Source organism: Tessaracoccus massiliensis, assembly GCF_000826065.2.
GTDB classification, from domain to species: Bacteria; Actinomycetota; Actinomycetes; order Propionibacteriales; family Propionibacteriaceae; genus Arachnia; species Arachnia massiliensis_A.
Map to the genome: position 1 here is coordinate 135,394 of NZ_LN623543.1, position 24,514 is coordinate 159,907.

22 protein-coding genes and 2 pseudogenes are annotated in these 24,514 nt (G+C 69.7%); 19 read left to right on the forward strand and 5 right to left on the reverse strand.

The window, feature by feature from the left end; translation table 11 throughout:
- Nucleotides 1-141: 141 nt before the first annotated feature.
- Together BN1186_RS11110 and dapB are read left to right on the forward strand one after the other, a co-directional pair.
- Nucleotides 142-2,358: a polyribonucleotide nucleotidyltransferase gene (locus BN1186_RS11110; RefSeq protein WP_040284161.1), complete on the forward strand. Its 2,217-nt coding sequence runs from the start codon at nt 142-144 to the stop codon at nt 2,356-2,358.
- A gap of 93 nt (nt 2,359-2,451) precedes the next feature.
- Nucleotides 2,452-3,192: a 4-hydroxy-tetrahydrodipicolinate reductase gene (gene dapB / locus BN1186_RS11115; RefSeq protein WP_040284162.1), complete on the forward strand. Its 741-nt coding sequence runs from the start codon at nt 2,452-2,454 to the stop codon at nt 3,190-3,192.
- A gap of 66 nt (nt 3,193-3,258) precedes the next feature.
- On the opposite strand, the gene BN1186_RS11120 is transcribed toward dapB, so the two are convergent.
- Together BN1186_RS11120 and BN1186_RS11125 are read right to left on the reverse strand one after the other, a co-directional pair.
- Entirely contained in the window at nt 3,259-5,637 is a 2,379-nt protein-coding gene (locus BN1186_RS11120) for a lamin tail domain-containing protein (RefSeq protein WP_052460084.1), read from the reverse strand.
- A 105-nt stretch (nt 5,638-5,742) separates the two neighbouring features.
- Nucleotides 5,743-6,279, reverse strand: coding sequence for a GNAT family N-acetyltransferase (locus BN1186_RS11125; RefSeq protein WP_082031350.1), 537 nt, complete (start codon nt 6,277-6,279; stop codon nt 5,743-5,745).
- Nucleotides 6,280-6,326: 47 nt separating this feature from the next.
- Here BN1186_RS11125 and BN1186_RS11130 point away from each other — a divergent pair, with 47 nt between their 5' ends.
- From BN1186_RS11130 to BN1186_RS11175, 11 genes are all read left to right on the forward strand, one after another.
- Nucleotides 6,327-8,003, forward strand: a complete 1,677-nt coding sequence (locus BN1186_RS11130; RefSeq protein WP_040284164.1) for a ribonuclease J — start codon at nt 6,327-6,329, stop codon at nt 8,001-8,003.
- A gap of 126 nt (nt 8,004-8,129) precedes the next feature.
- Complete coding sequence (gene rplU, locus BN1186_RS11135) at nt 8,130-8,438, forward strand: 50S ribosomal protein L21 (RefSeq protein WP_040284165.1); 309 nt, start codon at nt 8,130-8,132, stop codon at nt 8,436-8,438.
- A gap of 11 nt (nt 8,439-8,449) precedes the next feature.
- On the forward strand, nt 8,450-8,701 hold the full coding sequence (rpmA, locus tag BN1186_RS11140) for a 50S ribosomal protein L27 (RefSeq protein WP_040284166.1): 252 nt from the start codon (nt 8,450-8,452) through the stop codon (nt 8,699-8,701).
- Between the two features lie 95 nt (nt 8,702-8,796).
- On the forward strand, nt 8,797-10,293 hold the full coding sequence (obgE, locus tag BN1186_RS11145) for a GTPase ObgE (protein ID WP_040284167.1): 1,497 nt from the start codon (nt 8,797-8,799) through the stop codon (nt 10,291-10,293).
- Nucleotides 10,283-11,383, forward strand: coding sequence for a glutamate 5-kinase (gene proB / locus BN1186_RS11150; protein ID WP_040284168.1), 1,101 nt, complete (start codon nt 10,283-10,285; stop codon nt 11,381-11,383). Before obgE ends, proB begins: the two co-directional genes overlap by 11 nt.
- 19 nt (nt 11,384-11,402) lie before the next feature.
- On the forward strand, nt 11,403-12,011 hold the full coding sequence (locus BN1186_RS11155) for a SemiSWEET family sugar transporter (RefSeq protein ID WP_040284169.1): 609 nt from the start codon (nt 11,403-11,405) through the stop codon (nt 12,009-12,011).
- A gap of 28 nt (nt 12,012-12,039) precedes the next feature.
- Nucleotides 12,040-13,281 carry a glutamate-5-semialdehyde dehydrogenase gene (locus BN1186_RS11160; protein WP_040284170.1) on the forward strand — a complete coding sequence of 414 codons (1,242 nt, stop codon included), beginning with the start codon at nt 12,040-12,042 and terminating at the stop codon, nt 13,279-13,281.
- A gap of 43 nt (nt 13,282-13,324) precedes the next feature.
- Nucleotides 13,325-13,462 (forward strand): hypothetical protein, encoded by a 138-nt coding sequence (locus BN1186_RS15585; protein WP_180349070.1) that lies wholly within the window; start codon nt 13,325-13,327, stop codon nt 13,460-13,462.
- Nucleotides 13,459-14,127: a nicotinate-nucleotide adenylyltransferase gene (gene nadD / locus BN1186_RS11165; RefSeq protein ID WP_040284171.1), complete on the forward strand. Its 669-nt coding sequence runs from the start codon at nt 13,459-13,461 to the stop codon at nt 14,125-14,127. Before BN1186_RS15585 ends, nadD begins: the two co-directional genes overlap by 4 nt.
- On the forward strand, nt 14,114-14,500 hold the full coding sequence (rsfS, locus tag BN1186_RS11170) for a ribosome silencing factor (RefSeq protein ID WP_040284172.1): 387 nt from the start codon (nt 14,114-14,116) through the stop codon (nt 14,498-14,500). The genes nadD and rsfS overlap by 14 nt, the downstream gene beginning before the upstream one ends.
- Complete coding sequence (locus BN1186_RS11175) at nt 14,497-15,093, forward strand: histidine phosphatase family protein (RefSeq protein ID WP_052460086.1); 597 nt, start codon at nt 14,497-14,499, stop codon at nt 15,091-15,093. Before rsfS ends, BN1186_RS11175 begins: the two co-directional genes overlap by 4 nt.
- Nucleotides 15,094-15,227: 134 nt before the next feature.
- Here BN1186_RS11175 and hemQ read toward each other — a convergent pair whose 3' ends face one another.
- The 3 genes from hemQ to BN1186_RS11190 are packed head-to-tail and all read right to left on the reverse strand — an operon-like array spanning nt 15,228 to nt 18,279.
- Nucleotides 15,228-15,941, reverse strand: coding sequence for a hydrogen peroxide-dependent heme synthase (gene hemQ, locus BN1186_RS16090; RefSeq protein WP_040284174.1), 714 nt, complete (start codon nt 15,939-15,941; stop codon nt 15,228-15,230).
- Nucleotides 15,938-17,014 (reverse strand): ferrochelatase, encoded by a 1,077-nt coding sequence (locus BN1186_RS16095; protein ID WP_052460087.1) that lies wholly within the window; start codon nt 17,012-17,014, stop codon nt 15,938-15,940. Before BN1186_RS16095 ends, hemQ begins: the two co-directional genes overlap by 4 nt.
- Complete coding sequence (locus BN1186_RS11190; RefSeq protein WP_052460088.1) at nt 17,011-18,279, reverse strand: glutamyl-tRNA reductase; 1,269 nt, start codon at nt 18,277-18,279, stop codon at nt 17,011-17,013. The genes BN1186_RS16095 and BN1186_RS11190 overlap by 4 nt, the downstream gene beginning before the upstream one ends.
- A gap of 57 nt (nt 18,280-18,336) precedes the next feature.
- Between BN1186_RS11190 and hemE the strand changes: the two genes are divergently transcribed.
- The 6 genes and pseudogenes from hemE (at nt 18,337) to hemL (ending at nt 24,500) form a co-directional block, all read left to right on the forward strand.
- The gene (gene hemE, locus BN1186_RS11195; protein WP_040284176.1) at nt 18,337-19,344 is read left to right on the forward strand and encodes a uroporphyrinogen decarboxylase; all 1,008 of its coding nucleotides are present in this window, start codon (nt 18,337-18,339) and stop codon (nt 19,342-19,344) included.
- Nucleotides 19,341-20,633 carry a protoporphyrinogen/coproporphyrinogen oxidase gene (locus BN1186_RS11200; protein WP_040284177.1) on the forward strand — a complete coding sequence of 431 codons (1,293 nt, stop codon included), beginning with the start codon at nt 19,341-19,343 and terminating at the stop codon, nt 20,631-20,633. Before hemE ends, BN1186_RS11200 begins: the two co-directional genes overlap by 4 nt.
- Nucleotides 20,630-21,454, forward strand: a pseudogene (gene hemC, locus BN1186_RS16100) (hydroxymethylbilane synthase); the annotation flags it as partial. The gene BN1186_RS11200 and the pseudogene hemC, both read left to right, overlap by 4 nt.
- Before the next feature lie 165 nt (nt 21,455-21,619).
- A pseudogene (locus BN1186_RS16105) lies at nt 21,620-22,261 on the forward strand (uroporphyrinogen-III synthase); the annotation flags it as partial.
- Nucleotides 22,262-22,305: 44 nt separating this feature from the next.
- Nucleotides 22,306-23,229, forward strand: a complete 924-nt coding sequence (gene hemB, locus BN1186_RS11210; protein WP_246043334.1) for a porphobilinogen synthase — start codon at nt 22,306-22,308, stop codon at nt 23,227-23,229.
- Complete coding sequence (gene hemL, locus BN1186_RS11215) at nt 23,217-24,500, forward strand: glutamate-1-semialdehyde 2,1-aminomutase (protein ID WP_040284179.1); 1,284 nt, start codon at nt 23,217-23,219, stop codon at nt 24,498-24,500. The genes hemB and hemL overlap by 13 nt, the downstream gene beginning before the upstream one ends.
- Nucleotides 24,501-24,514 lie beyond the last annotated feature (14 nt).

The following is a 24,514-nucleotide window of genomic DNA, read 5'->3' on the forward strand; positions in this document are numbered from 1 at the left end:
CCAGGTGTCAGTCTGGTCCTCGGTAGTGGCTTTCGGGTGCCGGAGAGGCCCCCGCGAGCCTCGATCGAAGACCGGCAGGCGCGCAGGGCGCATCGCCCCGCTATGCCGGGTGGCGCAACCACAACTGAAAGGAGCCTGTCCGTGGAAGGACAAGGCATGCAATGTGCCGAGGCCGTTCTCGACAACGGTTCGTACGGCAAGCACACCATTCGCTTCGAGGCCGGACAACTGGCCCAGCAGGCCGACGGATCGGCCGCCGTCTATCTCAACGACGACACCATGTTGCTCTCGGCGACCACCGCGCAGAAGACCCCGCGCGACGCCATCGACTTCTTCCCCCTGACCGTCGACGTCGAGGAGCGCATGTACGCCGCGGGTCGCATCCCCGGCTCGTTCTTCCGTCGCGAAGGCCGTCCGGGCGAGGGCGCCATCCTGGCGTGCCGCCTGATCGACCGCCCGCTGCGCCCCGCCTTCGTCAAGGGGCTGCGCAACGAGGTACAGGTGGTCGTGACCGTGCTGGCCCTCAACCCTGAGGTCATGTACGACGCGCTGGCCATCAACGCGGCGTCCATGTCCACCCAGATCGCCGGTCTGCCGTTCTCCGGCCCCATCGGCGGCGTCCGCGTGGCACTCATCGAGGACCAGTGGGTGGCTTTCCCCACCGTCGACCAGGTGGCCAAGTCCGCCTTCCAGATGGTTGTCGCGGGCCGCGTGCTCGCCGACGGTGACGTGGCCATCATGATGGTCGAGGCCGGCGGCACCGAGGCCACCTGGGAGCTCGTGCGCTCCGGCAAGACCGCCCCGAACGAAGAGGTCGTCGGCCAGGGCCTGGAGGCCGCCAAGCCGTTCATCAAGGCGCTGTGCGACGCGCAGTCCGAGTTGGCCGCCAAGATGCCGAAGGAGACCTACGACTTCCCGGTGTTCCGCGACTACGAGGACGACGTCTACGCCGCCGTCGAGGAGCTCGCTAAGGACCGCGTGGCCGAGGCCATGACGATCGCCGGCAAGCAGGAGCGCGACGAGGCCACCCACGGCATCCGCCAGGATGTCCAGGACCAGCTGGCCGAGCGCTTCGAGGACCGGCTCAACGAGGTTTCCGGCGCGCTCAAGGCGCTCACCAAGAAGATCGTGCGGCACCGCACCCTCACCGAGGGCGTCCGCATCGACGGCCGTGGCACCAGCGACATCCGCACGCTGTCGGCCGAGGTCGAGGTCATCCCGCGCGTCCACGGCTCGGCGCTCTTCCAGCGCGGCGAGACCCAGATCCTGGGCGTCTCCACGCTGAACATGCTCGACATGGAGCAGAAGATCGACACGCTGGCGCCCGAGAACACCAAGCGCTACATGCACAACTACAACTTCCCGCCGTACTCCACCGGCGAGACGGGTCGCGTCGGTTCGCCGAAGCGTCGCGAGGTCGGCCACGGCGCGCTCGCTGAGCGTGCGCTGCTGCCGGTGCTGCCCACGCGCTCGGAGTTCCCCTACGCCATCCGTCAGGTCTCCGAGGCGCTCGGCTCCAACGGCTCCACGTCGATGGGTTCGGTGTGCGCCTCCACCCTGTCGCTGCTCAACGCCGGTGTGCCGCTGAAGGCCTCCGTCGCGGGCATCGCGATGGGCCTGATGAGCGAGGACGTCGACGGCGAGACCAAGTACGTCGCGCTGACCGACATCCTGGGCGCCGAGGACGCGCTGGGCGACATGGACTTCAAGGTCGCCGGCACGCGTGACTTCCTGACCGCGCTCCAGCTGGACACCAAGCTCGACGGCATCCCCGCCAGCGAGCTCCAGAAGGCGCTGCTGCAGGCCCGCGACGCCCGCCACACCCTCCTCGACGTGATGGGCGAGGCCATCGCCGAGCCCGATGAGATGAGCCCTTACGCGCCGCGGATCATCTCGCTGCGCGTCCCGGTGGACAAGATCGGTGAGGTCATCGGCCCCAAGGGCAAGATCATCAACCAGATCCAGGAGGATACGGGCGCCAACATCGCCATCGAGGATGACGGCACGGTGTACGTGGGTGCGGAGACCGGCGAGGCCGCTGAGGCCGCCGTCGCGCAGATCAACGCGATCGCCAACCCCACCATGCCGGAGAAGGGCGAGCGTTACCTCGGCACCGTCGTGAAGCTCACCTCGTTCGGCGCGTTCGTGTCGCTGCTGCCCGGCAAGGACGGCCTGCTGCACATCTCGAAGCTGCGCGCGCTGGCCGGTGGCAAGCGCGTCGAGGACGTCGAGGACGTGCTCTCCGTGGGGCAGAAGCTCCAGGTGGAGATCGCCGAGATCGACGACCGCGGCAAGCTCTCGCTGGCCCCCGTCATCGAGGAGTCCGAGGACGCCGCCGAGGATGGCGACGACGACTGATCGAACTCAGTTGAGCTGAAGGGGCGGGTCCGGTTTCCGGGCCCGCCCCTTGTTTTCTGGTTGGATGGGTGGACAGACAAGCGAGAGGTCAGCATGCACAAGATCCAGGTGGGCATCTTCGGCGTCAGCGGCAAGATGGGCAGCGAGGTGGTCCGCGCGGTCAACCGCGAGGATGACATGACCACCGTCGGCGGCGTCGACATCAATGAGCCCCGCGAGAAGATCGGCCCCGCGCAGGTGGTCGTCGACTTCACGCACCCCGATGCGGTCATGGACAACATCCGGTGGTGCCTCGAGCACGACATCCACATGGTGATCGGCACCACGGGCTTCACCGACGAACGGCTCGCAGAGGTGCGCGACCTCGTGGCGCAGCACCCCGGAGTCGGTGTGCTGATCGCCTCCAACTTCTCCATCGGCGCGGTGCTGATGATGAAGTTCGCCGCGATGGCGGCCCCGTTCTACCCCTCGACCGAGATTGTCGAGCTGCACCATCCCAACAAGGCCGACGCCCCGTCGGGCACCTCGGCGACGACGGCGCGACGCATCGCCGCGGCCCGCGCCGAGGCCGACCTGGGCCAGGTGCCCGATGCCACCGTCCACGACGACGGGGCCAGGGGTGCAGTGGTCGACGGCATCCACGTGCACGGCGTGCGGCTCCAGGGTCTGGTGGCGCACCAGGAGGTGCTGTTCGGCCAGACGGGGGAGACCCTCACCATCCGCCACGACTCGTTCGACCGCGTCTCTTTCATGCCCGGTGTGATCGAGGCCATCCGGCACGTGCTGGACAACCCCGGCCTCACTCTCGAGATGGAAGAGGTGCTGGGGTTCTGACCCGCTGAACGACGCAGCGGGGCGGGTTCACATTGGACCCGCCCCGCTGCGTCGTTCAGTGTCGGATCAGCAGCCCGTGCTCGGCAGACCGGGCCGGGAGGGACGAGGGTGAGCCGGAGCCGTGGTGCCGGGGTCGTCCGGCTCATCGGCATCGTCGCCATCGTCAACGGGCGATGCAGGCACCGGCGTGGTGGGGGCCACCGTGGGCGCCGGGCTGGTCGGTGCCACAGTGGGCTCCTCGCTCGGCTCCGGGGTCGGTTCGACCTGCTCGTTGCAGGGGAGGAAGCCCGAGCGGAGCGCCCCGGGCTGCACGCCGTCGGTGAACCACCAGACGGGGCGCTGGCCATCCACACACAGCGTGGAGGTGGCGAAGCCCTCGTTGTTGGTGTTGGGCAGGCCCTCCGGGCGGGCAAGGTGCGCGACGGCAGCTGCCTGCGTGCCGTCGAGGGTGATCTGTGCCCCGGTGCCGGAGCAGCCGTCGTCGCAGAGCGCCCACAGCAGACCGAGCTCGGCGTCCCAGTCGAGGGCCATGACGCCGCCCAGTTGGGGATCCAGTGACGCCACTTGCGTGCTGCTGCCATCGGCGTGCAGCGCGTAGGCGTAGACGCCCCCGTTGTCTTCCACGGCCACGAAGAAGAGACCGTCACCGTGCCCGGGGTGTGTCGCCGGATCGTAGGGTGCACCCGTGGTGGCGTCCCAGAGGGCACCTGCCAGCTCGGCGTCGGAGACCCACTCGACGGCCTCGATGCCGGTGTTGGCCGACACCTGGGGGAGCGAGGCGGTGAGGTCCCACTCCTGCGTGGCCACCACATCGGGCCCGGCGGCGGTGGGGTCCACCTTCAGGATGCTGTTGAAGTTCACGCCCTTGTCGGCGTTGTCGCGCTCCGAGGCGATGTAGAGGTACCCGTCGCCGGCCATGGTGATGCCCTCGGCATCCGGGCCGGCCGCGGCGGGATCATCGGCATCCTTGGCGAAACGGGCACGCTTGCCGGATTCCCAGCCCTCGGCGAAGGCCACCGAGCCGTCAGGGGCAGCGTCGAGCTTCCAGAAGGTGCCCGTGCCGTTGTCGACGGCCCAGAGCACGCCCCGGTCGCCCTCCATGGCGAAATCGAGGCCGGAGGAATCTTGGATGAACATGATCTCGGTGTCCTGCACGGCCGTCTCGGGCGAGCCGGGCCATGGGGTGTGGTCAGCGGCCGGCTCGCAGTCGTTCGCGGCGCCGGGCGTGGTGCTGCCGGTGGTGAGGAACACCCCCGTGCCGTCTGGGCACCGTCCGGAGCTCGGCACGATGTGATCGCTCCAGGCGTGCGAGTCGACCAGGGTGATGCCGTCGGGTAGGTACAGGCGAGCCATGTCGTCCTTGCCGAGGCCGAAGCTGAGCCCGGCATCGGTGTAGGCCACGTAGAAGTCACCCGGCTCGATCACGGTGCCCTCGGGGATCGCATCGGTGCGGGTGTCGTCGTTGTCTTTCAGGATGTAGCCGGAGATGTCTGCAGCCTCCGAGCCGGTGTTCATGATCTCGATGAAATCGGTGCCGGTGTTGGAGTTGGTCTCGTTGATCACCACGGGCGCGACCTCGGCCGCGGGGCAGAGGTTCTGGGCGCCCTTGGTGGGCTGGGAGGTGTCGCGGAACTCACCGGTGCCATCGGGGCAGCGCCCGATCGAGGTGGCCGAGTGCGCCGTCCACGAGACGGTGTCCACCAAGGTGGTGCCATCGGCGGCGAAGAGGTGCACCGAATCGGCGCCACCCAGGCCGAAGACGTCTCCACCCACGTCGATCACGAGCCGGTCTCCCGGCGCCACGATGGTGTTCTCGGCTATCACGAGGCGATGGGTCGGGTCCTCGGGCGAGTTGTCGGTGAGCACGTAGCCAGACAGGTCGATCGGCGCGTCGCCGATGTTCTTGAGCTCCACCCAGTCGTCCGGGGAGCCACCCTGGGACTCGACCTCGTTGATCACGATGCGGCCTGCTGCCACGGGGCAATCGTTGGCCGCGCCCTTGGTGGAGGTCACGGTGTCGACGAACTCGCCGGTGCCATCGGGGCAGCGACCATAGGTGACGGCCGCGTGGTTGTTGGGCCAGGTGTACCCGTCGACCAGGGTGGTGCCGTCAGGCAGGAACAAGCGGGCCGAATCGCCCTTGCCCAGCCCGAAGCCGTCGGCCAGCGATTCGTCGTCGGTGTCGATGGCGTAGAAGCCACCGGGCTCGACGATGCTGCCGGCCGGGACGGCGAGGGTGCGGCTGTCGTTGTCGTCCTTGACGATGTAGCCGGAGAGATCCACGGGCTCGGTGCCCACGTTCATGAACTCGATCCAGTCGGTGGCGTCACCGTTGGACTCGACCTCGTTGACCACGATGGCCGGTACATCGGCCTGGGCGATGACAGGGACCGTCGAGAGCCCTGCGATCAATGCCAGGGCCAGGATGGCTGGTGCTGCGCGCATGTGCGCTCCTTACTTCTTCAGGTACACGGCTGAGCGAAGCAGTCCGAAGTGAAGGAGCGGAGACCGGAAGGTGAACGGCAGGTGCCCGCCCGGTGGCGCAGGTGTTTACCCGGGCAGCGAGATGTCGGTGTGGAAGCGGATCATCTTGACGGCCTGGGACTCGTCGTCGGTGAGGCCCACCTTCTGATGCGCGCCATCGGGCGCCCATCCACAGCTGATGAGGAAGGCGCGTACGTCATCGGCGGCCGAGGGCACCCACATCGTGGCGACGGTGAAGCCGTCCTTGCGCAGCGTGTCGACGGCGGCGTTGATGAGACGCGACCCGTGGCCCTGCTTCCGATGCTTCGGATCCACGATGAATTCGGCCACGTAGCCGTCAGACGAGGAGAGGTCCGGGTCTCCGGACGGGCCGGTGACGATGAAGCCCGCCACGCCCGCCTCTGCGATGGCCACCAGCACGCGCAGCTGGGCCAGCGGGGGCTTGACAATCGCCTCGTGCCAGGCCCGCGTCGCCTCGTCCGCGCTCACCTCGGCGGCGCCGGCGGCGAGGAGACCGTCGTCGCTCCAGGCTCGTCTCTGGATGCGGGCGATGTCGACGGCTTCCTGGGGCAGCGCGAGGCGCACGGTGTCGATGGCAGACATGCGTGCCATCTTATGCACCCATCCGGGTTCCACTAGGGTTGGTTCCCATGAGTGAAGTGAAGACACCCCCCAAGCTCGCCCCGGGCACCCTGCGCGTGATCCCACTGGGAGGGCTCCGCGATGTGGGCCGGAACATGACGGCCTTCGAGATCGACGGGCAGATCGCCATCGTCGACTGCGGCGTGCTCTTCCCCGAGGACGATCACCCTGGCGTGGACCTGATCCTCCCCGGCCTCGACTACCTCAACAACCGCCTCGACGACATCGTGGCGCTGGTGCTGACGCACGGGCATGAGGACCACATCGGCGCGGTGCCCTACCTCCTCAAGCGACGCAACGACATCCCCGTCTACGGATCCCGGCTGACCCTGGCCTTCCTGGCCGCGAAGCTGCGCGAGCACCGCATCCGCGAGTTCGAACTCGATGCGGTGGAGGAGGGTGACATCCTCGAGATCGGCAACTACGAGTTCGAGTTCCTCGCCGTCAACCACTCCATCCCCGATGCGCTGGCCGTGTTCATCCGCACCAAGGGTGGCACCGTCCTGCACACCGGCGACTTTAAGATGGACCAGCTGCCGCTCGACGGCCGCATCACCGACCTGCGCGGCTTCGCCCGCCTGGGCGAGGAGGGCGTCGATCTGTTCCTGGTGGACTCCACCAACGCAGAGACGCCCGGCTTCACCACCCACGAGAAGGACCTCGAGCCCGCCATCCAGCGCGTCTTCGAAAGCGCGAAGGGCAAGCTGATCGTGGCCAGCTTCGCCTCGCACGTGCACCGCATCCAGCAGATCATGGACATGGCGGTCAAGCACGACCGCAAGGTGGTCTACGTGGGCCGCTCCATGGTGCGCAACATGTCGACGGCCCGTGACCTGGGGTACCTGAAGGTGCCGGCCGGGACGCTCATCGAGATGAAGGAGATCGACAGGTACCCCGACGACAAGGTGGTCATCGTCTCCACCGGGTCACAGGGTGAGCCCCTCGCCGCGCTGAGCCGCATCGCCAACCGCGACCACCCCGTCGTCGAGGTGGGCCCGGGCGACACCGTGCTGCTGGCCAGCTCCCTCATCCCCGGCAACGAGAACTCCGTCTACCGCGTCATCAACGGCCTGGTGAAGCTCGGCGCCACCGTGGTGCACAAGGGCAACGCGTTGGTGCACGTCTCCGGCCACGCCTCGGCGGGCGAGTTGCTCTACTGCTACAACATCCTGCGGCCGAAGAACGTCATGCCCGTGCACGGCGAGGTGCGCCACCTCGTCGCCAACGGCGCGCTGGCCGAGTCCACCGGGGTCCCGAAGGACAACGTGCTGGTGATCGGCGACGGCGATGTCGTCGACCTGAAGAACGGCAAGGCCAAGCACGTGGGCTCCGTGGACGCCAGCTACATCTTCGTCGACGGCTCGACGGTGGGTGACATCTCCGAATCGATCATGGACCGCCGCATCCTGGGCGAGGAGGGCTTCGTCTCCGTGATCACGGTGGTCGACCTGCACAACCGCACGATCGTCTCCGGCCCGGAGATCCAGTTCCGTGGACTGGCCGAGGATCTCAGCGCGTTCGACGAGGCCCGTGGCCGCGTTGAGGAGGCGCTGCAGGAGGCCATGCGCGACGGCGTCAACGACACGCAGCGCCTGCAGCAGGTCACGAGGCGGGCGGTGGGGCAGTGGGTCTCGCGCCGGCTGCGGCGTCGCCCGATGATCGTGCCCGTCGTGGTGACTACCTGATCAACGGGTCAGTTTGACCAGGTGGGGCCGAGGACGTACAGTGGTCCATCGGTGCTTTGCCCCCTGGCAATCGTCGGGATGGGCACCCAGAACTTTCTATCAAAGAACCAAGAAGGTAGGTCAGTCGTGTACGCGATCGTGCGCAACGGTGGTCGGCAGCACAAGGTTGCTGTCGGCGACGTCCTGGACATCGATCTGGTGTCCGAAGAGGTCGGCGGTACCGTCACCCTGCAGCCGCTGCTGCTGGTCGACGGCGACAAGATCACCTCTGATGCCAAGTCCCTCGGCAACGTGTCCGTCACGGCCGAGGTGGTTGGCGAGTCCAAGGGTCCGAAGATCCGGATCATGAAGTACAAGAACAAGACCGGTTACAAGAAGCGCCAGGGTCACCGCCAGCGGTACACCCAGGTCAAGGTCACCGATATCAAGGCCTGAGGAGACTAGAGATGGCAACTAAGAAGGGCGCGTCTTCTACGCGCAACGGTCGTGACTCCAACGCTCAGCGCCTCGGCGTGAAGCGCTTCGGCGGTCAGGTCGTCGGTGCTGGCGAGATTCTCGTTCGTCAGCGCGGCACCTACTTCCACCCCGGCGACGGCGTGGGCCGTGGCTCCGATGACACCCTGTTCGCCCTCGTCCCGGGCGAGGTCGAGTTCGGCGTGAAGCGCGGTCGTCGCGTGGTCAACGTCGTCACTGCCTGATTCAGGTACTGACACTTTCGAGAACGGCCCTCCGGGGCCGTTCTTGCTATTTTCTGGACAGGGAGCACTGTCCGCCCAACTGATTGGAGCCCATCGTGGCTATTCCCTCCTTCGTCGACCGGGTCAAGTTCACTGTGCAGGCCGGCAACGGCGGGCACGGCTGCGCGTCGGTCCACCGTGAGAAGTTCAAGCCCCTCGGCGGCCCCGACGGCGGTAACGGCGGCGACGGCGGCTCGGTGATCTTCCGCGTCGACGACTCGCTGTCGACCCTGGTGGACTACCACCGCCAGTCGCTGCGCAAGGCCTCCAACGGCGAACCCGGCCGCGGCGACAACCAGCACGGCGCCAAGGCGGACCACATCGTGCTCGACGTGCCCAGCGGCACCATCGTCACCGATGCGGAGACCGGTGAGGTGCTCGCGGATCTGACGGAGCCCGGCGCCGAATACGTGGTGGTCCAGGGCGGCAAGGGTGGCCTCGGCAATGCTGCGCTGGCCAACGCGGCGCGCAAGGCGCCCGGCTTCGCGCTGCTGGGGGAGGAGGGCGAGTCCCGCCTCGTCCAGCTTGAACTCAAGGTGGTCGCCGACGTCGGCCTGGTGGGTTTCCCCTCCGCAGGCAAGTCGTCGCTGATCGCGGCGATCTCGCGTGCCAGGCCCAAGGTGGCCGATTATCCGTTCACCACCCTGGTGCCGAACCTCGGGGTCGTCGTGGCGGGCGAGGTCACCTACACCGTGGCCGACGTGCCCGGCCTGATCGAGGGCGCCTCGGAGGGGCGGGGGCTCGGCTTCGACTTCCTGCGCCACATCGAGCGCTGTCAGGCGATCGTGCACGTCATCGACCTGGGCACCTATGAGCCCGGCCGCGACCCGATCACCGACCTCGAGGTCATCGAGGGCGAACTGGCCGCCCATGGCGGTCTGGAGGACCGGGAGCGGCTCATCGCGCTGAACAAGATGGACCTTCCCGACGCCCCGGATCTCGCGGAGATCTCCCGCCCGGAGTTGGAGAAGCTCGGACTGCCCATCTTCGAGATCTCCACCAAGACGGGGGAGGGCCTCAACGCGCTGAAGTTCAAGATGGCCGAGATCGTCGCGGCGCGCCGCGCCGCACTGCCGGAGCCCGCACCCAAGCAGGTACTGCGCCCCGAGCCTGTCGCCAGGCGCCGCGGTCCCGTGGAGGAGTTCACCATCGCGAAGAAGGGCGACGGGGACGGGGGCTTCGTCTGGCGCGTCCGCGGCGACAAGCCCGAGCGCTGGATCCGCCAGACCGATTTCAACAACGCCGAGGCCGTCGGCTACCTCGCGGACCGACTCAACCGCCTGGGCGTGGAGAACAAGCTGCTCGAGATGGGGGCGGAGGCCGGCGACGCGGTGGCGATCGGCAGTGGCGACAACCCCGTCGTGTTCGACTTCGCACCCCAGATCGACATCGGCGCCGAGAGCCTCGGCCGCCGCGGCGAGGACCTGAGGCTGGAGAGCGAGCGTCCCTCGGTCACCAGGCGCCGCAAGCTCGATGCGGAGTACCATGCCGCCAAGGCGAGCGTCGATTACGCCGTCACAGGTTTGGATCACGAGGGCGAGGATGACCATTAGGACCGCTGTCACCCAGGCCAAGCGCGTCGTCGTCAAGGTGGGGTCCTCGTCGCTGACCCTGCCGGACGGGCATCTCGACGTTGAGCGGATCTCCCGCCTCGCCGGGGAGTTGTCCCGGCTGCACATCAGCGGCGCGAGGGTGGTGCTGGTCACCTCCGGCGCCATCGCCGCCGCACTGGCACCCTTGGGGCTGCGCCGCCGCCCGCGCGACCTGGAGACGCAGCAGGCCGCCGCGGCCGTCGGCATGGGGCTGTTGATCCGGCACTACGCCGATGCCTTCGCCGAGCATGGCGTTCGCGTGGCGCAGCTGCTGCTGACGGTGGAGGACGTGCTGCGGCCCCGCACCTATCGCAACGCGCTCAACACCATCTCCCGGCTGTTCAGGCTCGACGTGATCCCCATCATCAACGAGAACGACACCGTTGCCACCCACGAGATCCGCTTCGGCGACAATGACCGGCTCGCCGCCCTGGTGGCCCACCTGGTGCGCGCCGACGCACTGTTCCTCTTCAGCGACGTGGACGGGCTCTACACCGCGCACCCCGATACCCCCGGCGCCGAGAAGCTCGACGTGGTCGACGACATCGCGGAGTTGAACGTCGACACCTCCCGGGTGGGCTCGAGAGTGGGCACCGGGGGGATGCAGACCAAGCTCCAGGCCGCGGACATAGCGACGCAGGCCGGGGTCAGCGTCGTGCTGGGGCACGCAGACGACCTCGCCCCCGCCCTGGCCGGCGAGGCGGTGGGCACATACTTCCCGGCGCGTAAGAAGCGTCGGCCCCGCCGGCTGCTGTGGCTGGCGTTCGCCGCTGAACCACGCGGCTGGCTCCATGTCGACGACGGCGCCCGCCGCGCGCTCCTCGACCAGAAGGCCTCGCTGCTGGCCGCGGGGGTGCGCGAGGTGCGCGGCACGTTCGCCGAGGGGGAGCCGGTGGAGATCATCGGCCCCGACGGCGAGCCGTTGGGCCGCGGCTTCGTCGGCTACTCCAGCAACGAACTGCTCGCCGAGGCCGGGCACTCCAGTGCCGAGCCCGGGCACCGGAACCAGCGGCCCGTCGTGCACCGCGACGCGCTCATCCTGACGGACTGATGAAGGAGAGGAAGACTGCATGATCGAGGCCTTCGGCTGGGTGGCCGCCGCACTGGGCGTCGCCTCCTCCCTCCCACAACTGGTGCGCATCCTGCGCTCCGGCACGAGCGCCGGCGTCTCGCTGACCCTCTGGCAGCTGATGACCGCCAGCACCGCTGCCTGGGCCGTGCACGGCTTCCTCGCGCGGGCGCCGCAGATGCAGGTGCCCAATATCCTGCTCACCATCTCCGGCCTGGCGATCGTCGTGTTCGTGCTGCGGGACCGCGGGCAGCGGATCCTGCCGCACCTGATCATGCCCCTGGCGGTCGCGCTGGCCCTGTCGGGGCTGAACCTGTGGCTCGGGCCCGTCTTCTTCGGCTTCGCCGTGGCGGTGCCCCAACTCGTGGGCCAGTTCGCGCAGTTGCGGGATCTCATCACCGCGCCGGACGTCGAGGGGGTCTCAGGTGGGTATCTGGGGATCCTGCTGCTGGTCCAGTCGATGTGGTTCGGGTTCGGGCTGTTCAAGCCGGACTGGGCGCTGATCATCTGCGCGGGCGGCATGACCGTCTTCTGCATCGCCAACCTCGCGGTGTACCTGATCCGACGTGCTCGGGCCCGCTCGGGCAGGGGCGTGGTCGCCGCCTCCTGAGCGCCGGTGGGTGTCCTACACTCTCGGCATGGAATTTCGTGATCAGGCCATCGCCGCACGCAGCGCAGCCGTCGAGTTGGCCACGTTGACCCGCGCCCAGAAGGACAAGGCGCTCCACTCGATGGCCGACGCCCTGGCCGCCGCAGAGGCGGACCTGCTGGCGGCCAACGAGAAGGACGTGGACGCGGCCCGCGACGCAGGCACCGAGGAGTCCATCGTCGACCGCCTCGTCCTCACCCCGGCGCGCATCGGGGGCATGGTGCAGGGACTGCGCGACCTCGCCGCGTTGCCTGACCCCGTCGGCGACGTGGTGCGGGGCTGGAAGCTGCCCAACGGGGTGTCCGTGCGCCAGGTGCGGGTGCCGTTCGGCGTGGTGGGGATCATCTACGAGGCCCGCCCCAACGTCACCGCCGATGCGGCGGGCATCTGCCTGAAGTCCGGCAACGCCGCGCTGCTGCGCGGCTCATCGTCGGCCCTCAACACGAACCGCGTCACCATCGAGGCACTGCGCCAGGGCCTGACCGACGCCGGGGTGACCCCGGATGCGGTCCACCTCATCGAGGGAGGACGCGAGGTGACGGCAGATCTGATGCGCGCCCGCGGACTGGTCGACGTGCTGATCCCGCGCGGCGGCGCCGGCCTCATCCAGGCCGTCGTCGACGGATCCACCGTCCCCGTGATCGAGACCGGCACCGGCAACTGCCACATCTTCGTGGACGAGGATGCCGACATCGACCAGGCACTGGCCATCCTGACCAACGCCAAGACGCAGCGCCCCAGCGTGTGCAACGCGGCCGAGACCCTCCTGGTGCACAGGGGCATCGCCGACGAGTTCCTGCCGAGGGCCCTCCAGGCGCTGGCAGGCGCCGATGTGACCGTGCACGGCGACGAGGCCACCCGGGCCTACTCGGCCGACGTGGTGGCAGCAGCGGAAGACGAGTACGACGCCGAGTACCTCACCCTCGACCTGGCCGCCAAGGTGGTCGACTCCCTCGACGAGGCCCTCGACCACATCCGGGCGCACACGACCGGCCACTCCGAGACCATCGTGACCCGCTCGCGCTCCTCGGCGGAGCGCTTCACCGCGGAGGTCGATGCGGCCGCCGTGCTCGTCAACGCCTCGAGCCGCTTCGTGGACGGCGGCGAGTTCGGTTTCGGCGCCGAGATCGGCATCTCCACCCAGAAGCTGCACGCCCGCGGCCCCATGGGACTGCCTGAGATGACCAGCTCCAAGTACGTCATCGAGGGTTCCGGCCAGGTCCGCGCCTGATCACGGACCCCCACCGCCCAACTGATTGCTAGGATCGCGTGCCATGAACCTTCTTCTGGAGACCGTAGCTGAAGCCCCCCTCGTGCCGAGCTGGGTCATGGGCGCCATCGTGCTGGTGATTCTGGTGGGCGTCGTGGCCTGGATCATCGGCTTCGGCTCCGGCCGCCCCAACACGCGGTGACCTCCACCGAGCTCGGGGAAGCCCGGCTGGAGCGCCCCGGGCGCTGGCGCCTGGGCGTGATGGGCGGCACCTTCGACCCCATCCACCACGGACACCTCGTGGCCGCCTCGGAGGTGGCCGCGAAGTTCCAGCTCGACGAGGTGGTGTTCGTGCCCACCGGCGTGCCGTGGCAGAAGCGGCACCGGCAGGTCTCGCTGGCCGAGGACCGGTACCTCATGACGGTCATCGCCACCGCCTCCAACCCCCGATTCTCCGTCTCGCGGGTCGACATCGACCGCCCGGGCGACACCTACACCGTAGACACCCTGCGCGACCTGCGGGCCGAGCGGGGCGAGAACACCGACCTGTTCTTCATCTCCGGCGCGGATGCCGTGCGTCAGATCCTGACGTGGCGCGGCGCCGAGCAGCTCTTCGACCTGGCCCACTTCGTCGGGGTGACCAGGCCGGGGGTGCCCATGACGCAGGACGACCTCAAGCACCTGCCCGAAGGGGCCGTGACGCTCATTGAGGTGCCGGCCCTGGCGATCTCGTCGACGGACTGCCGCGACCGCGTCCGTGCCCAGCAACCCATCTGGTACCTGGTGCCTGACGGTATCGTGCAGTACATCGCCAAACGGGGCCTCTACCCGGCCCCAGAGACAGGAGTACCCGATGACACTGACTGACGACGTTCTGGAGCCCGTGCGGATCGCGGCGCAGGCGGCATCCGACAAGATGGGCCACAACATCGTCGCCTTCGACGTCTCGGAGCAACTCTCGATCACCGATGTCTTCCTCATCGCCTCCGCCGGCAACGAGCGCCAGGTGGGCGCCATCGTCGACGGCGTGGAGGAGGCGCTGCTGAAGACCGGCCGCAAGCCGGTGCGCCGCGAGGGTGACCGCGAGAACCGCTGGGTGCTGCTCGACTACATCGACTTCGTGGTGCACGCCCAGCACACCGAGGAGCGACTGCTGTACAACCTGGAGCGGCTCTGGAAGGATTGCCCCCAGATCCCGCTCGACATCGAGCAGCCAGAGGAGGCTGCGGAGGAGCAGTGAGGATCACTCACGACACCCGGCTGGTCGTGCTGCGCCACGGCGAGACCGATCACAACGCCCAGGGCCGGTTCCAGGGCCAGGCCGACATCCCGCTCAACGACAACGGCAGGCGCCAGGCCGAGGCCGCCCGTCGGCGCCTCGCCGGCAGGGAGTTCGCCGCCGTCTACACCTCACCGCTGGTGCGGGCCAGCGAGACGGCCAGGATCGTGCGGCCGGACGCCGAGCCGATCGAGGATCCGCGGCTGATGGAGATCAACGTCGGCTCCTGGGCGGGCCGGACGTGGGCCGAGGTGCACGCGCTGATGCCCGATTACGAGGCCAAGTACGCCGACGGCGTCGACTTCCGCCGCTCCCCGGAGGGCGAGACCCTCGCCGACGTGGTGGAGCGTGGGCGGCCGGCGTTGCTGGAGATCGCCGAGCGTCACGAGGACGCCACGGTGCTGATCGTGGCGCACGGACTGTTCCTCAACCGGGTGCTGCACTCGCTGCTCGGCGTCGAGGGCCGGGTGCTCGGCAGCATCGGCAACGCCCACCACTCCGAGCTGGGTTTCGCCCACGGCGCCTGGCGGCTGCTGGCCCACAACGTCGCCTGACGGCCGCAGAGTCTTCCTCATAGCTGGCTTCACAGTCCGGCTCTGGCGCTGTTCCTTGAGCGTCCGCCAGCGAGCTTGCGAGCCAGCGGACGACGAAGGGCCCCCGCAGCCGGTTCAGCACTGACGTGCAGGGCTCAGATGCGCGGCTGGCGGTCGATCCAGTCGCCCAGCGACACGCGCGGGCCGGTGAAGAACGGCGTCTCCTCGCGCACGTGGAGGCGCGCCTCGACACCGCGCTGGTGGCGCATCGCGTCGGTCAGACGGTGGAGTTCGTCGGCCTCGAAGGCCAGGATCCATTCGTAGTCGCCCAGCGCGAACGATGACAGCGTCGAGGCCACCACGTCGGGATACTGACGCCCGGCGATGCCGTGCTCCATCAGCATCTTCGAGCGGTGCTCCTCGTCGAGGTAGTACCAGTCGTAGCTGCGCACGAACGGGTAGACGGTGAGCCAGGGGCGCGGCGCGAAGCCCGCGAAGCAGCTGGGCACGTGCGCCCGGTTGAACTCAGACGGACGGTGCACGGCCACCACGGACCAGACCGGGGAGAGGTAGTCACCCAGGGCGCTGCGCCGCAGCGCGTGGTACGCGGCCTGCAGCTTGTGCGGGTCGTCGGACAGCATCCACACCATGAGATCGGCATCCGCGCGGAACCCGCCCACATCGTAGAAGCCCCGCACGGTCACGCCGGTCTCGGTGATCTTCTGCTCGCATGACGTGAGGTCCACGTCTCCGGGCAGGGCACCGGCCAACTCGAAGACCGAGTACATGGCGTACAGCGACTGCTGGTTGATGGCCTCGAGGTCGACGTCGGTGGCGTCGCGCTCGTCGCGGCCGGGGTGCTTGCTCATCGGTGGGGCCTTTCTGGGGAGTTGGCGGGGCGGGGCAGGCTGGCGGGGCGGGGCAGGCAGCATTGCCCGGTGGAGAACTGGCAGATGGAGGCGTCTTCGGCCTCACCGCGGGCGACCGCGGCGCGGTGCAGCAGGCGGTCCACCAGCAGGGAGACGAACTGCTCGTCCGTGCCGACGGTGGCCGCGCGCTCGTAGGGCAGGCCCAGCCGCTCAGCGGTCTGCCTGGCCTCGGTGTCGAGGTCGTAGGCGACCTCCATGTGATCCTTGATGAAGCCGAACGGCAGGGCGACCACGCCGTCGACGTCCTCGCCCGGCAGTTCCTCCATGCGGTCGTTGACGTCCGGTTCGAGCCACGGCACCTGCGGCGGCCCGGAACGTGAGCAGTAGGTGAGCTCCCAGGTGAGCGGCTCGCCCAGTCCGGTGGACGCCTCGCGCGCCACGGCCTCCGCGACCCGGAGGTGCTGGGCGTCGTAGCGGTTCTCAGGCTCCCCGGTGGCGGAGGCGGCGTTCATGCCCAGCGGGATGGAGTGCGTCACGAACAGCACCCGTAGTTGACCGTCGCCGATCCGGGAGCGCAGGGCCCTGACGCCCTCGACGAGCGCGCGGGCGTTGGCGGAGACGAACGCGGGCGTCTCGGCGAACGGGTCGACCTTGTCGACGGCGATGTCCTTGCCGGCGGTGGCGCCCACGATGTCCTCGCAGTACTGGCGGCAACTGGAGTAGGAGCGGTACGCGGAGGTGGCCAGCGCCAGCACGCGGCGGTGCCCGTCCTCCACGAGTTGGTCAACGGTGTCGCCGATGTAGGGGTGCCAGTTGCGGTTGCCGATCACCACGGGCACCTCGACGCCGCGGCGGGCGAGTTCCTCGCGGACGGCGTCCATCAGGGCGGCGTTGAGTTCGTTGATGGGGGACTTCCCGCCGAACAGCATGTAGTGCTCGGAGACCTCCAGCAGCCGCTCGTCGGGGATGTTCTTGCCGGCGGTGGCGTTGCGCATGAACGGCAGCACATCGTCGGGCTCATTCGGTCCGCCGTATGAGGCGAACAGTACGGCGCTGTAGGGCTCGAGGGTCACATGGCCTCCCTGGTCGGGCTGGAATCGAGGTCTGTCAGCGCCAGGCTGGTGACCGGGCAGGACTGGGCCTCGAGGGTGTCGGCGTCGATGCCGGGGGTCTCGCCGATGCCGTAGAGCTCGGCCATCGCGCTGAGGTATTCGTCGGTGCGGCCCCGCTCAGCGGCCAGCTTGGCGCGGGTGGACGGGATGTGGAGGAGGCGCGTGGCCAGCCGGCGCAGGGCCAGGGCGGCGTCCTCGTGCGTGAGCGGGCGGTTGGGGAGCCGGGTGACCTCGTCGTCGACCAACCCCATGACCGTCTCCCGGAGGCCGACGACCGCGGGATCGACGACGCGGGAGCGCAGCTTGGTCAGCGCCTCCGCGATGCCCTCGTTGACGATGGCCTGGGCGCGGCGGGTGTCTTCGGCGATGCCGTGGCCCAGCGACTCCTGGATCGTGGCCAGGTCGACGACGCGCACGCCCGGCAGCGACGCGACCTCCGGGTCCACGTCGCGTTTGAGTGACAGGTCGAGGAAGGTGGCAGGTGAGGTGACGTCGGCTGGGGTGATCGCGTGGCTGCCCCGGCCGCGGCAGGTGACGACGAGATCTGCCGACGGCAGCGCGTCGGCCAGGGACTCGACGTGGCCGATGTCGTGGCTTTCGGCGAACTGGGCGCCGCGTCCGCTGGCGGAGTGCACCGTGATGTGCGTGGCGCCCCTGTTACGCAGCGCGGCGACGACCGCGCCGGCGTAGGCGCCGGTGCCGAGGACGAGGATGCGGGTGGCGCGCCAGTCCGGCACGTCGATGAGGTCGAGTCCGGCGCTGACCACCGAGCGGCCTGCGCCCTCGAGGCTGGTTTCCCGCGCGATGCGCCGCGACGTCTTGAGGGCCTCGTCGACGGCGATGTTGAGCGGCAGCGACGTGTGGCCGAGCCGCTGGGCCTCGCCCATCGCGCGGCGGAGCTGACCGGCGATCTCGCGCTCGCCGACCACCATGGAATCGAGGCCCGCAGCGACGCGGAACACGTGCCCGAGCGCGGCCTCGCCCAGGTACAGGTCCCAGGCGGGCGGGGTGTCGAAGTGTTCGTTGAGTGCGGCGCGCAGGTGGCCGGGCGTGGCTTCGTCGTCGGTGTCGAGGATCACCTCGACCCGGTTGCAGGTGCTGAGCACCACAGCGCCGGTCACGCTGGGCAGGTCACGTAGCCGGTCGACCACTCCGTCGACGTCGGCAGAGATGCGCTCGACCTCGGACAGGCCCTGGCGATGGTGCTGGATGGAGAAGATACGCATTGTCACGGTGGCCCCTATTCAAGCATCTTTGAGCGATAGGGCAGAATCGAGGCCACCATGAGTTCTCTGCTTACCGCGCTGAGCGGCCACCGCCCCGAACGACTCCCCGTCTGGTTCATGCGCCAGGCCGGGCGCTCGCTCCCCGAATACAAACAGGCCCGCGAAGGCACCACGATCCTCGAGGCCTGCCTCAAGCCGGAACTGGCCGCCGAGATCACGTTGCAGCCTGTGCGTCGGCACAACGTGGACGCCGCGATCTTCTTCTCCGACATCATGACGCCCCTGGTGCTGGCCGGGGTGGACGTGGACATCAAGCCGGGCATCGGGCCGGTCATCGATCACCCGGTGCGCACCGCTGCAGACGTGGAGCGGATCGTCTCCCACCGCATCGACGACGCCTCGGCCATCACGGAGGCCGTGCGCCTCGTGGTGGGGGAGCTGGGCGACGATACGGCGCTGATCGGATTCGCCGGTGCACCGTTCACACTGGCCGCGTATCTGGTGGAGGGACGGGGGTCGCGCGACCACCTGCAGGCCCGCGCGATGATGCACGCGGATCCGCAATCCTGGCACAAGCTGCTTGACTGGGCCGCGGACCTGTCCGCACAGTTCCTGGGCGTCCAGATAGACGCCGGCGCACGTGCGGTGCAGCTGTTCGATTCCTGGGCCGGAGCCCTGAGCCGCGCAGACTATGTGGACCGCGTGCAGCCACATTCGGCCAAGGTGCTCGCCGCCGTCGAGGGGCGCGTGCCGCGCATCCACTTCGGCGTCGGCACCCGCCACCTGCTCACGGACATGGCCGAGGCCGGTGTGGAGGCGCTGGGCGTGGACTACCGCACCCCGCTCGACGAGGCCGCGCGCCTGGTGCCCGGCCTTCCGTTGCAGGGCAACATCGATCCTGCGCTCCTCGCCGCCGGCTGGGACGCGCTGGAGGCGCACGCGCGAGACGTCGTCGAGCGCGGACGCCAAGCGCCCGCCCACGTCGTGAACCTCGGCCACGGCGTCCCTCCCACCACCGATCCGCAGGTGCTCACCGATCTGGTAGCCCTCATCCACGAGCTGTGAGCGGCACCAGGACTGCCGTCGTCGGCGGCGGGCTCGCGGGCCTGCTGTCCGCGTTGCGGCTGCAGGAGGCCGGTCACACCGTCGAACTGCGTGAGGCGGCCCCACACCTGGGCGGCATGATCGCCCCCGTACAGCTGGGCTCCGTGCGCGTGGACTCCGGCGCGGAGGCCTACGCCGTGCGGGGCGGGGTGGTGCGCGCGCTGTGCGACGAGCTTGGCCTCGACGTCGCCGGCCCCGCCGGCACGCCCCACATCTGGTGGCAGCACGGCACGTTCCCCATGGCGGAGGGCGTGTTGGGGGTGCCCGGTTCGCTCGACGACCCGGCGCTGGCCGTGCTGACGGATGCCGAACGCGCCCAGGTCGCCGCGGAGGCGGAGCTGGGGCCGGAGGTGGGCTCCGACGCCGTGACCATCGGCGACCTGGTGCGCGCCCGCCTCGGCGAGGCCGCCGTCGCCAAGCTGGTGGCACCCGTGACCCAGGGCGTCTACTCCATGACGCCCGACCGCATGCCGCTGAGTGCCTTCGCGCCGACGCTGCTCGACGCGCTCGCCTCCGAAGGCTCGCTGATCGCCGCCGTCGCCCACGTGCGCGGCCCCGGCAGCGCCGCCGTCGAGCAGCCGATCGGTGGCATGTTCACCCTCATCGAGACCCTCGCGGACCGGTTCCGTGCGGCGGGGGGCAGCATCCGCACCGGCGCCTCTGTGGCCTCGCTGAAGCGCGGCGGCAGCGGATTCATCGTTTCGCTGCACGGCGGCGAGGTGCTCGACGCGACCCGCGTGGTGCTCGCCGCCCCCGCGGCGGCCACCAGCGTGCTGCTCAGCCACCTCGGCCTCGACATCCCGGCGCCGCCCGTGCGCACCGCGCGCTCCGCGTTGCTGTCGGTGACCACACCGGGGCTGGCGGCCAACCCCGTCGGCTCCGGGGTGCTGCTCGCCGAGCGCGACGACACGCTGCACGCCCGCGCCCTGACGCACTACTCGGCGAAGTGGCCCTGGGCCGCGGAGACCGGCGAGCACGTGCTGCGGCTGAGCTACCCCGAACACGTGATGGCCACGCGCGCCGATGTGTTGCGCGACGCGTCGCGCTTCGTCGGCATCGAGATCGCCGAGCACGAGGTGACGGGTTTCGCCTCGGTGGGCTGGGAGTCCATGCCCACCCGCATCGACACCTCGAACCGAGACTTCATCGTGGAGACCGCGCTGCAGGCCGGCGTCGACATCGTGGGGGCCTGGCTGGACGGCAACGGCATCGCCGCGGTGGTCGGCGGGACCCAGCGGGTGCTGCGATGAGGCTGAGGCTGGGTACCCGCGGCTCCGCGCTGGCCGTGGCGCAGTCGGAACTGGTCGCCGACCAGTTGCGGGGCTTGGGGCACGAGGTTGAGCTGGTCCGCATCCGCACCGGCGGAGACGTGGCACGAGGATCGCTGACGCAGGTGGGCGGCCTCGGGGTGTTCGCGGCGGAACTGCGGGTGGCGCTGCTGGAGGGTGAGTGCGACTTCGCCGTGCACTCCCTGAAGGACCTGCCCACCGCCCCCGTCGACGGACTCACGATCGCTGCGGTGCCCGAACGCGCCGACGCACGCGACGCGCTATGTGCGCGCGACGGGCTCACCTTCGAGGAACTGCCCGCCGCGGCCAGCGTGGGCACCGGGTCGCCGCGTCGCGTCGCCCAGCTGAGGATGAAGCGGCCGGATCTCCTCTACGTCGACATCCGCGGCAACGTCGGCACCCGGCTGGCGCGCGTCAGCGGTGACGACCTGGACGCCGTGGTGCTGGCCGCGGCCGGCCTGGAGCGGCTCGGCATGACCGGGCACATCACCGACCACCTGGACATTGTGCCCGCACCCGGCCAGGGCGCCCTCGCCCTGGAGTGCCGCGAGGCGGACGCCGAGATCCGCGCCGAACTGGCGAAGCTCGACCACGCGCCCACCAGAGAGGCGGTGGAGGCCGAACGCATCGTGCTGGCCAACCTCGGCGGCGGCTGCGCCGCCCCGATCGCCGCGTACGGGCACGACGGCAACCTGGACGCCGGCGTCTACGCGCTGGACGGCAGGTCCGCCGCCACCACCCGCGTCACGCTCACATCGCGCGCCGGCAGCACCGCGGCCGAGGTGCTCATGCGTTCCGGCGCCGCGGAGGTCGCGGACCTGACCGCGTCGCGCCCCTCCCGGCTCGCGGACCTGCACGACGACTCATCGCTCTGGGGCGGCGACGCCGTCCTGGCCGGCCTGCGCATCTTCGTGCCGCGCGCCGACACCGGGGACCTGGTGGGCGCACTGCGCGCCGCCGGTGCAGAGGTGGTCGCCGAGCCTGTGCAGCGCCGCGTCCCCATCCGCCCTGAGGGCAGCTTCCGTGACGCCGACTGGGTGGCGCTGACCTCCCCGGCGACGCTCGAGATGCTCGGGGAAGTGGGACTGGAGATCCCCGCCGATGCCAAGGTCGCCGCCGTCGGGGCCGCGACCGCCGCGGCGGCGCGCGAGCACGGCGTGCAGGTGGATCTGCTGCCGGAGGGTGCCGCCAGCGCCGCGGCGCTGGCGGAGGCCTGGCCCGAAGGGGAGGGGCGCGTGGTGATCCCCGGCTCTGCGCTGTCGTCGACGGTGCTGGCCGACGGGTTGCGTGCCAAGGGCTACGCAGTCGACCAGTTCGCGGTCTACACGATGGAGCCCCTCGATGAGCTGCCCGGCAAGCTCGTCGGGGAGTACGAGCGGTGCCTGTTCGATGTGGTGGTGATCCTGTCCGGCTCCATGGGGCGCGCCGTCGACCAGCTGCTGGGATGGCAGCAGGGCGTGCGGGTGGTGGCCTTCGGGCCCCCATCGGCCGCTGCGCTGCGCCAGTTGGGCGTCGAGGTGGCCGCGGAAGCGGAGACCCAGGACGCCGCCGGCCTCATCCAAGCCATTGACCGTCTGACGAGGGGATGACCATGATCCACTTCCGCCCGCGCCGCCTGCGCACCACCCCGGCCATGCGCCGCCTGGTGCGCGAGATTGAGGTGCGCCCGTCGCAACTTGTGCTGCCGATGTTCGTCTCCGACGCACCGGGGGAGATCTCCTCGATGCCGGGCGTGCGCCGCCACGGCCTCGACGAGATCGCCTCGGCGGCTGAGAGCGCGGTGGCCGCCGGGGTGGGTGGTTTGATGCTGTTCGGGGTGCCCGCCGATGACGCCAAGGACGACCAGGGCTCGCAGGGCTGGGCGGAGGACGGCATCCTGCAGCGTGGGCTCAGGGCGGTGCGCGACGCCGTCGGCGACGACACCGTGCTCATGGCCGACACCTGCCTCGATGAGTTCACCACCCACGGGCACTGCGGCTTCCTGACGCCTGAAGGCACCGTCGACAACGATGCGACGCTGGCTGCGTACGTCTCCATGGCCGTCGCCCAGGCCGAGGCGGGCGCCCACGTGGTCTCGCCCTCGGGGATGATGGACGGCCAGGTGGAGCAGATCCGCGCAGGCCTCGACGGCGCCGGGTTCCAGGACACCGCGATCCTGGCCTACGCCGCCAAGTACGCCTCCGCGTTCTACGGGCCGTTCCGCGAAGCGGTGGCATCGTCCCTGGAGGGGGACCGGCGCACCTATCAGCAGGATCCCGCCAACCGGCGCGAGGGCCTGCGCGAGGCGGAACTGGACCTCGCCGAGGGGGCCGACATGGTGATGGTCAAACCCGCGGGCTACTACCTGGACGTGCTCAACGATGTTGCGGCCGTCTCGGACGTGCCGGTGGCGGCCTATCAGGTCTCGGGAGAGTACGCGATGATCGAGGCCGCGGCCCGGCGGGGCTGGCTCGACCGCCGTGCAGCTGTGACGGAATCGGTGACCGCGATCGCGCGGGCCGGTGCAGATATCGTGCTCACCTACTGGGCAGAGGAGTTGGCGACATGGTGGAAGTGAATCTGTTTTCCCGCGCGAAGGAGATCATCCCCGGCGGCGTTTCGTCGCCGGTGCGGGCCTTCGGCTCGGTGGGCGGTGATCCCGTCTTCATCCGCGAGGCGCGCGGACCGCACGTCGTCGACGTCGATGGCCGCGAGTACGTCGACCTGGTGTGTTCCTGGGGCCCGGCGCTGCTGGGCCATGCGCATCCCGAGGTGATCGAGGCGGTGCGCGAGGCGGCGGGCCGGGGCCTGTCCTTCGGCGCCCCGACGCTGGCCGAGGTGGAACTGGCCGAGGCGATCCGCGCCAGGGTCCCTGTGGCGGAGCAGGTCCGCTTCGTCTCCACAGGCACCGAGGCGACGATGACCGCGATCCGGCTGGCCCGCGGCGTCACCGGCCGCGACGCGATCGTGAAGTTCGCCGGCTGCTACCACGGGCACTCCGACGCGCTGCTCGCGGCGGCCGGCTCGGGCGTGGCGACGCAGGGGCTGCCCGGTTCGGCCGGGGTCACCGCTGCTGCCGCCGCCGACACCATCGTCGTCGAATACAACGACCTCGACGCCATCACGCGCGTCTTCGAGGAGGCCGGGGGCCGGATCGCCGCCGTGATCACGGAGGCGGCACCCGCCAACATGGGGGTCGTCCCGCCCGCCGCCGGCTTCAACGCGGCGTTGCGCGAGCTCACGGTGCGGCACGGGGCGCTGCTGATCCTCGACGAGGTGCTCACCGGGTTCCGCGTCGCGCCCGGCGGCTGGCTGGGGTACGACGGCGGCTACGAACCCGACATCGTGACGTTCGGCAAGGTGGTGGGCGGAGGCATGCCGCTGGCCGCACTCGCCGGGCGCACGGAGGTCATGCAACACCTCGCCCCCGTCGGCCCCGTCTACCAGGCGGGCACGCTCTCCGGAAACCCCCTCGCCACCGCCGCAGGCCTGGCCACCCTGCGCCTGGCCGATGAGGCCGTCTACGCGCACGTCGACCGGCGCTCGGCCGAGCTGCAGGCCGCCGTCGCGGAGGCCTTGACCGCGGCCTCCGTGCCGCACACCATCCAGACCGCAGGCAACCTGTTCTCCGTGTTCTTCCGTGAGGGCCGGGTGGCCAACTACGAGGACGCGAAGGCGCAGGACACCGGAGCGTTCGCGCGGTTCTTCCACGCAATGCTCGACGCAGGGGTGGCGCTGCCGCCGTCGGCCTTCGAGGCGTGGTTCCTGTCTGCGGCGCACGACGACGCTGCCATGGCCCGGATCGTCGAGGCATTGCCGGGAGCCGCACGGGCGGCTGCCGATTCGTGAGAAGCTTGGGGCTG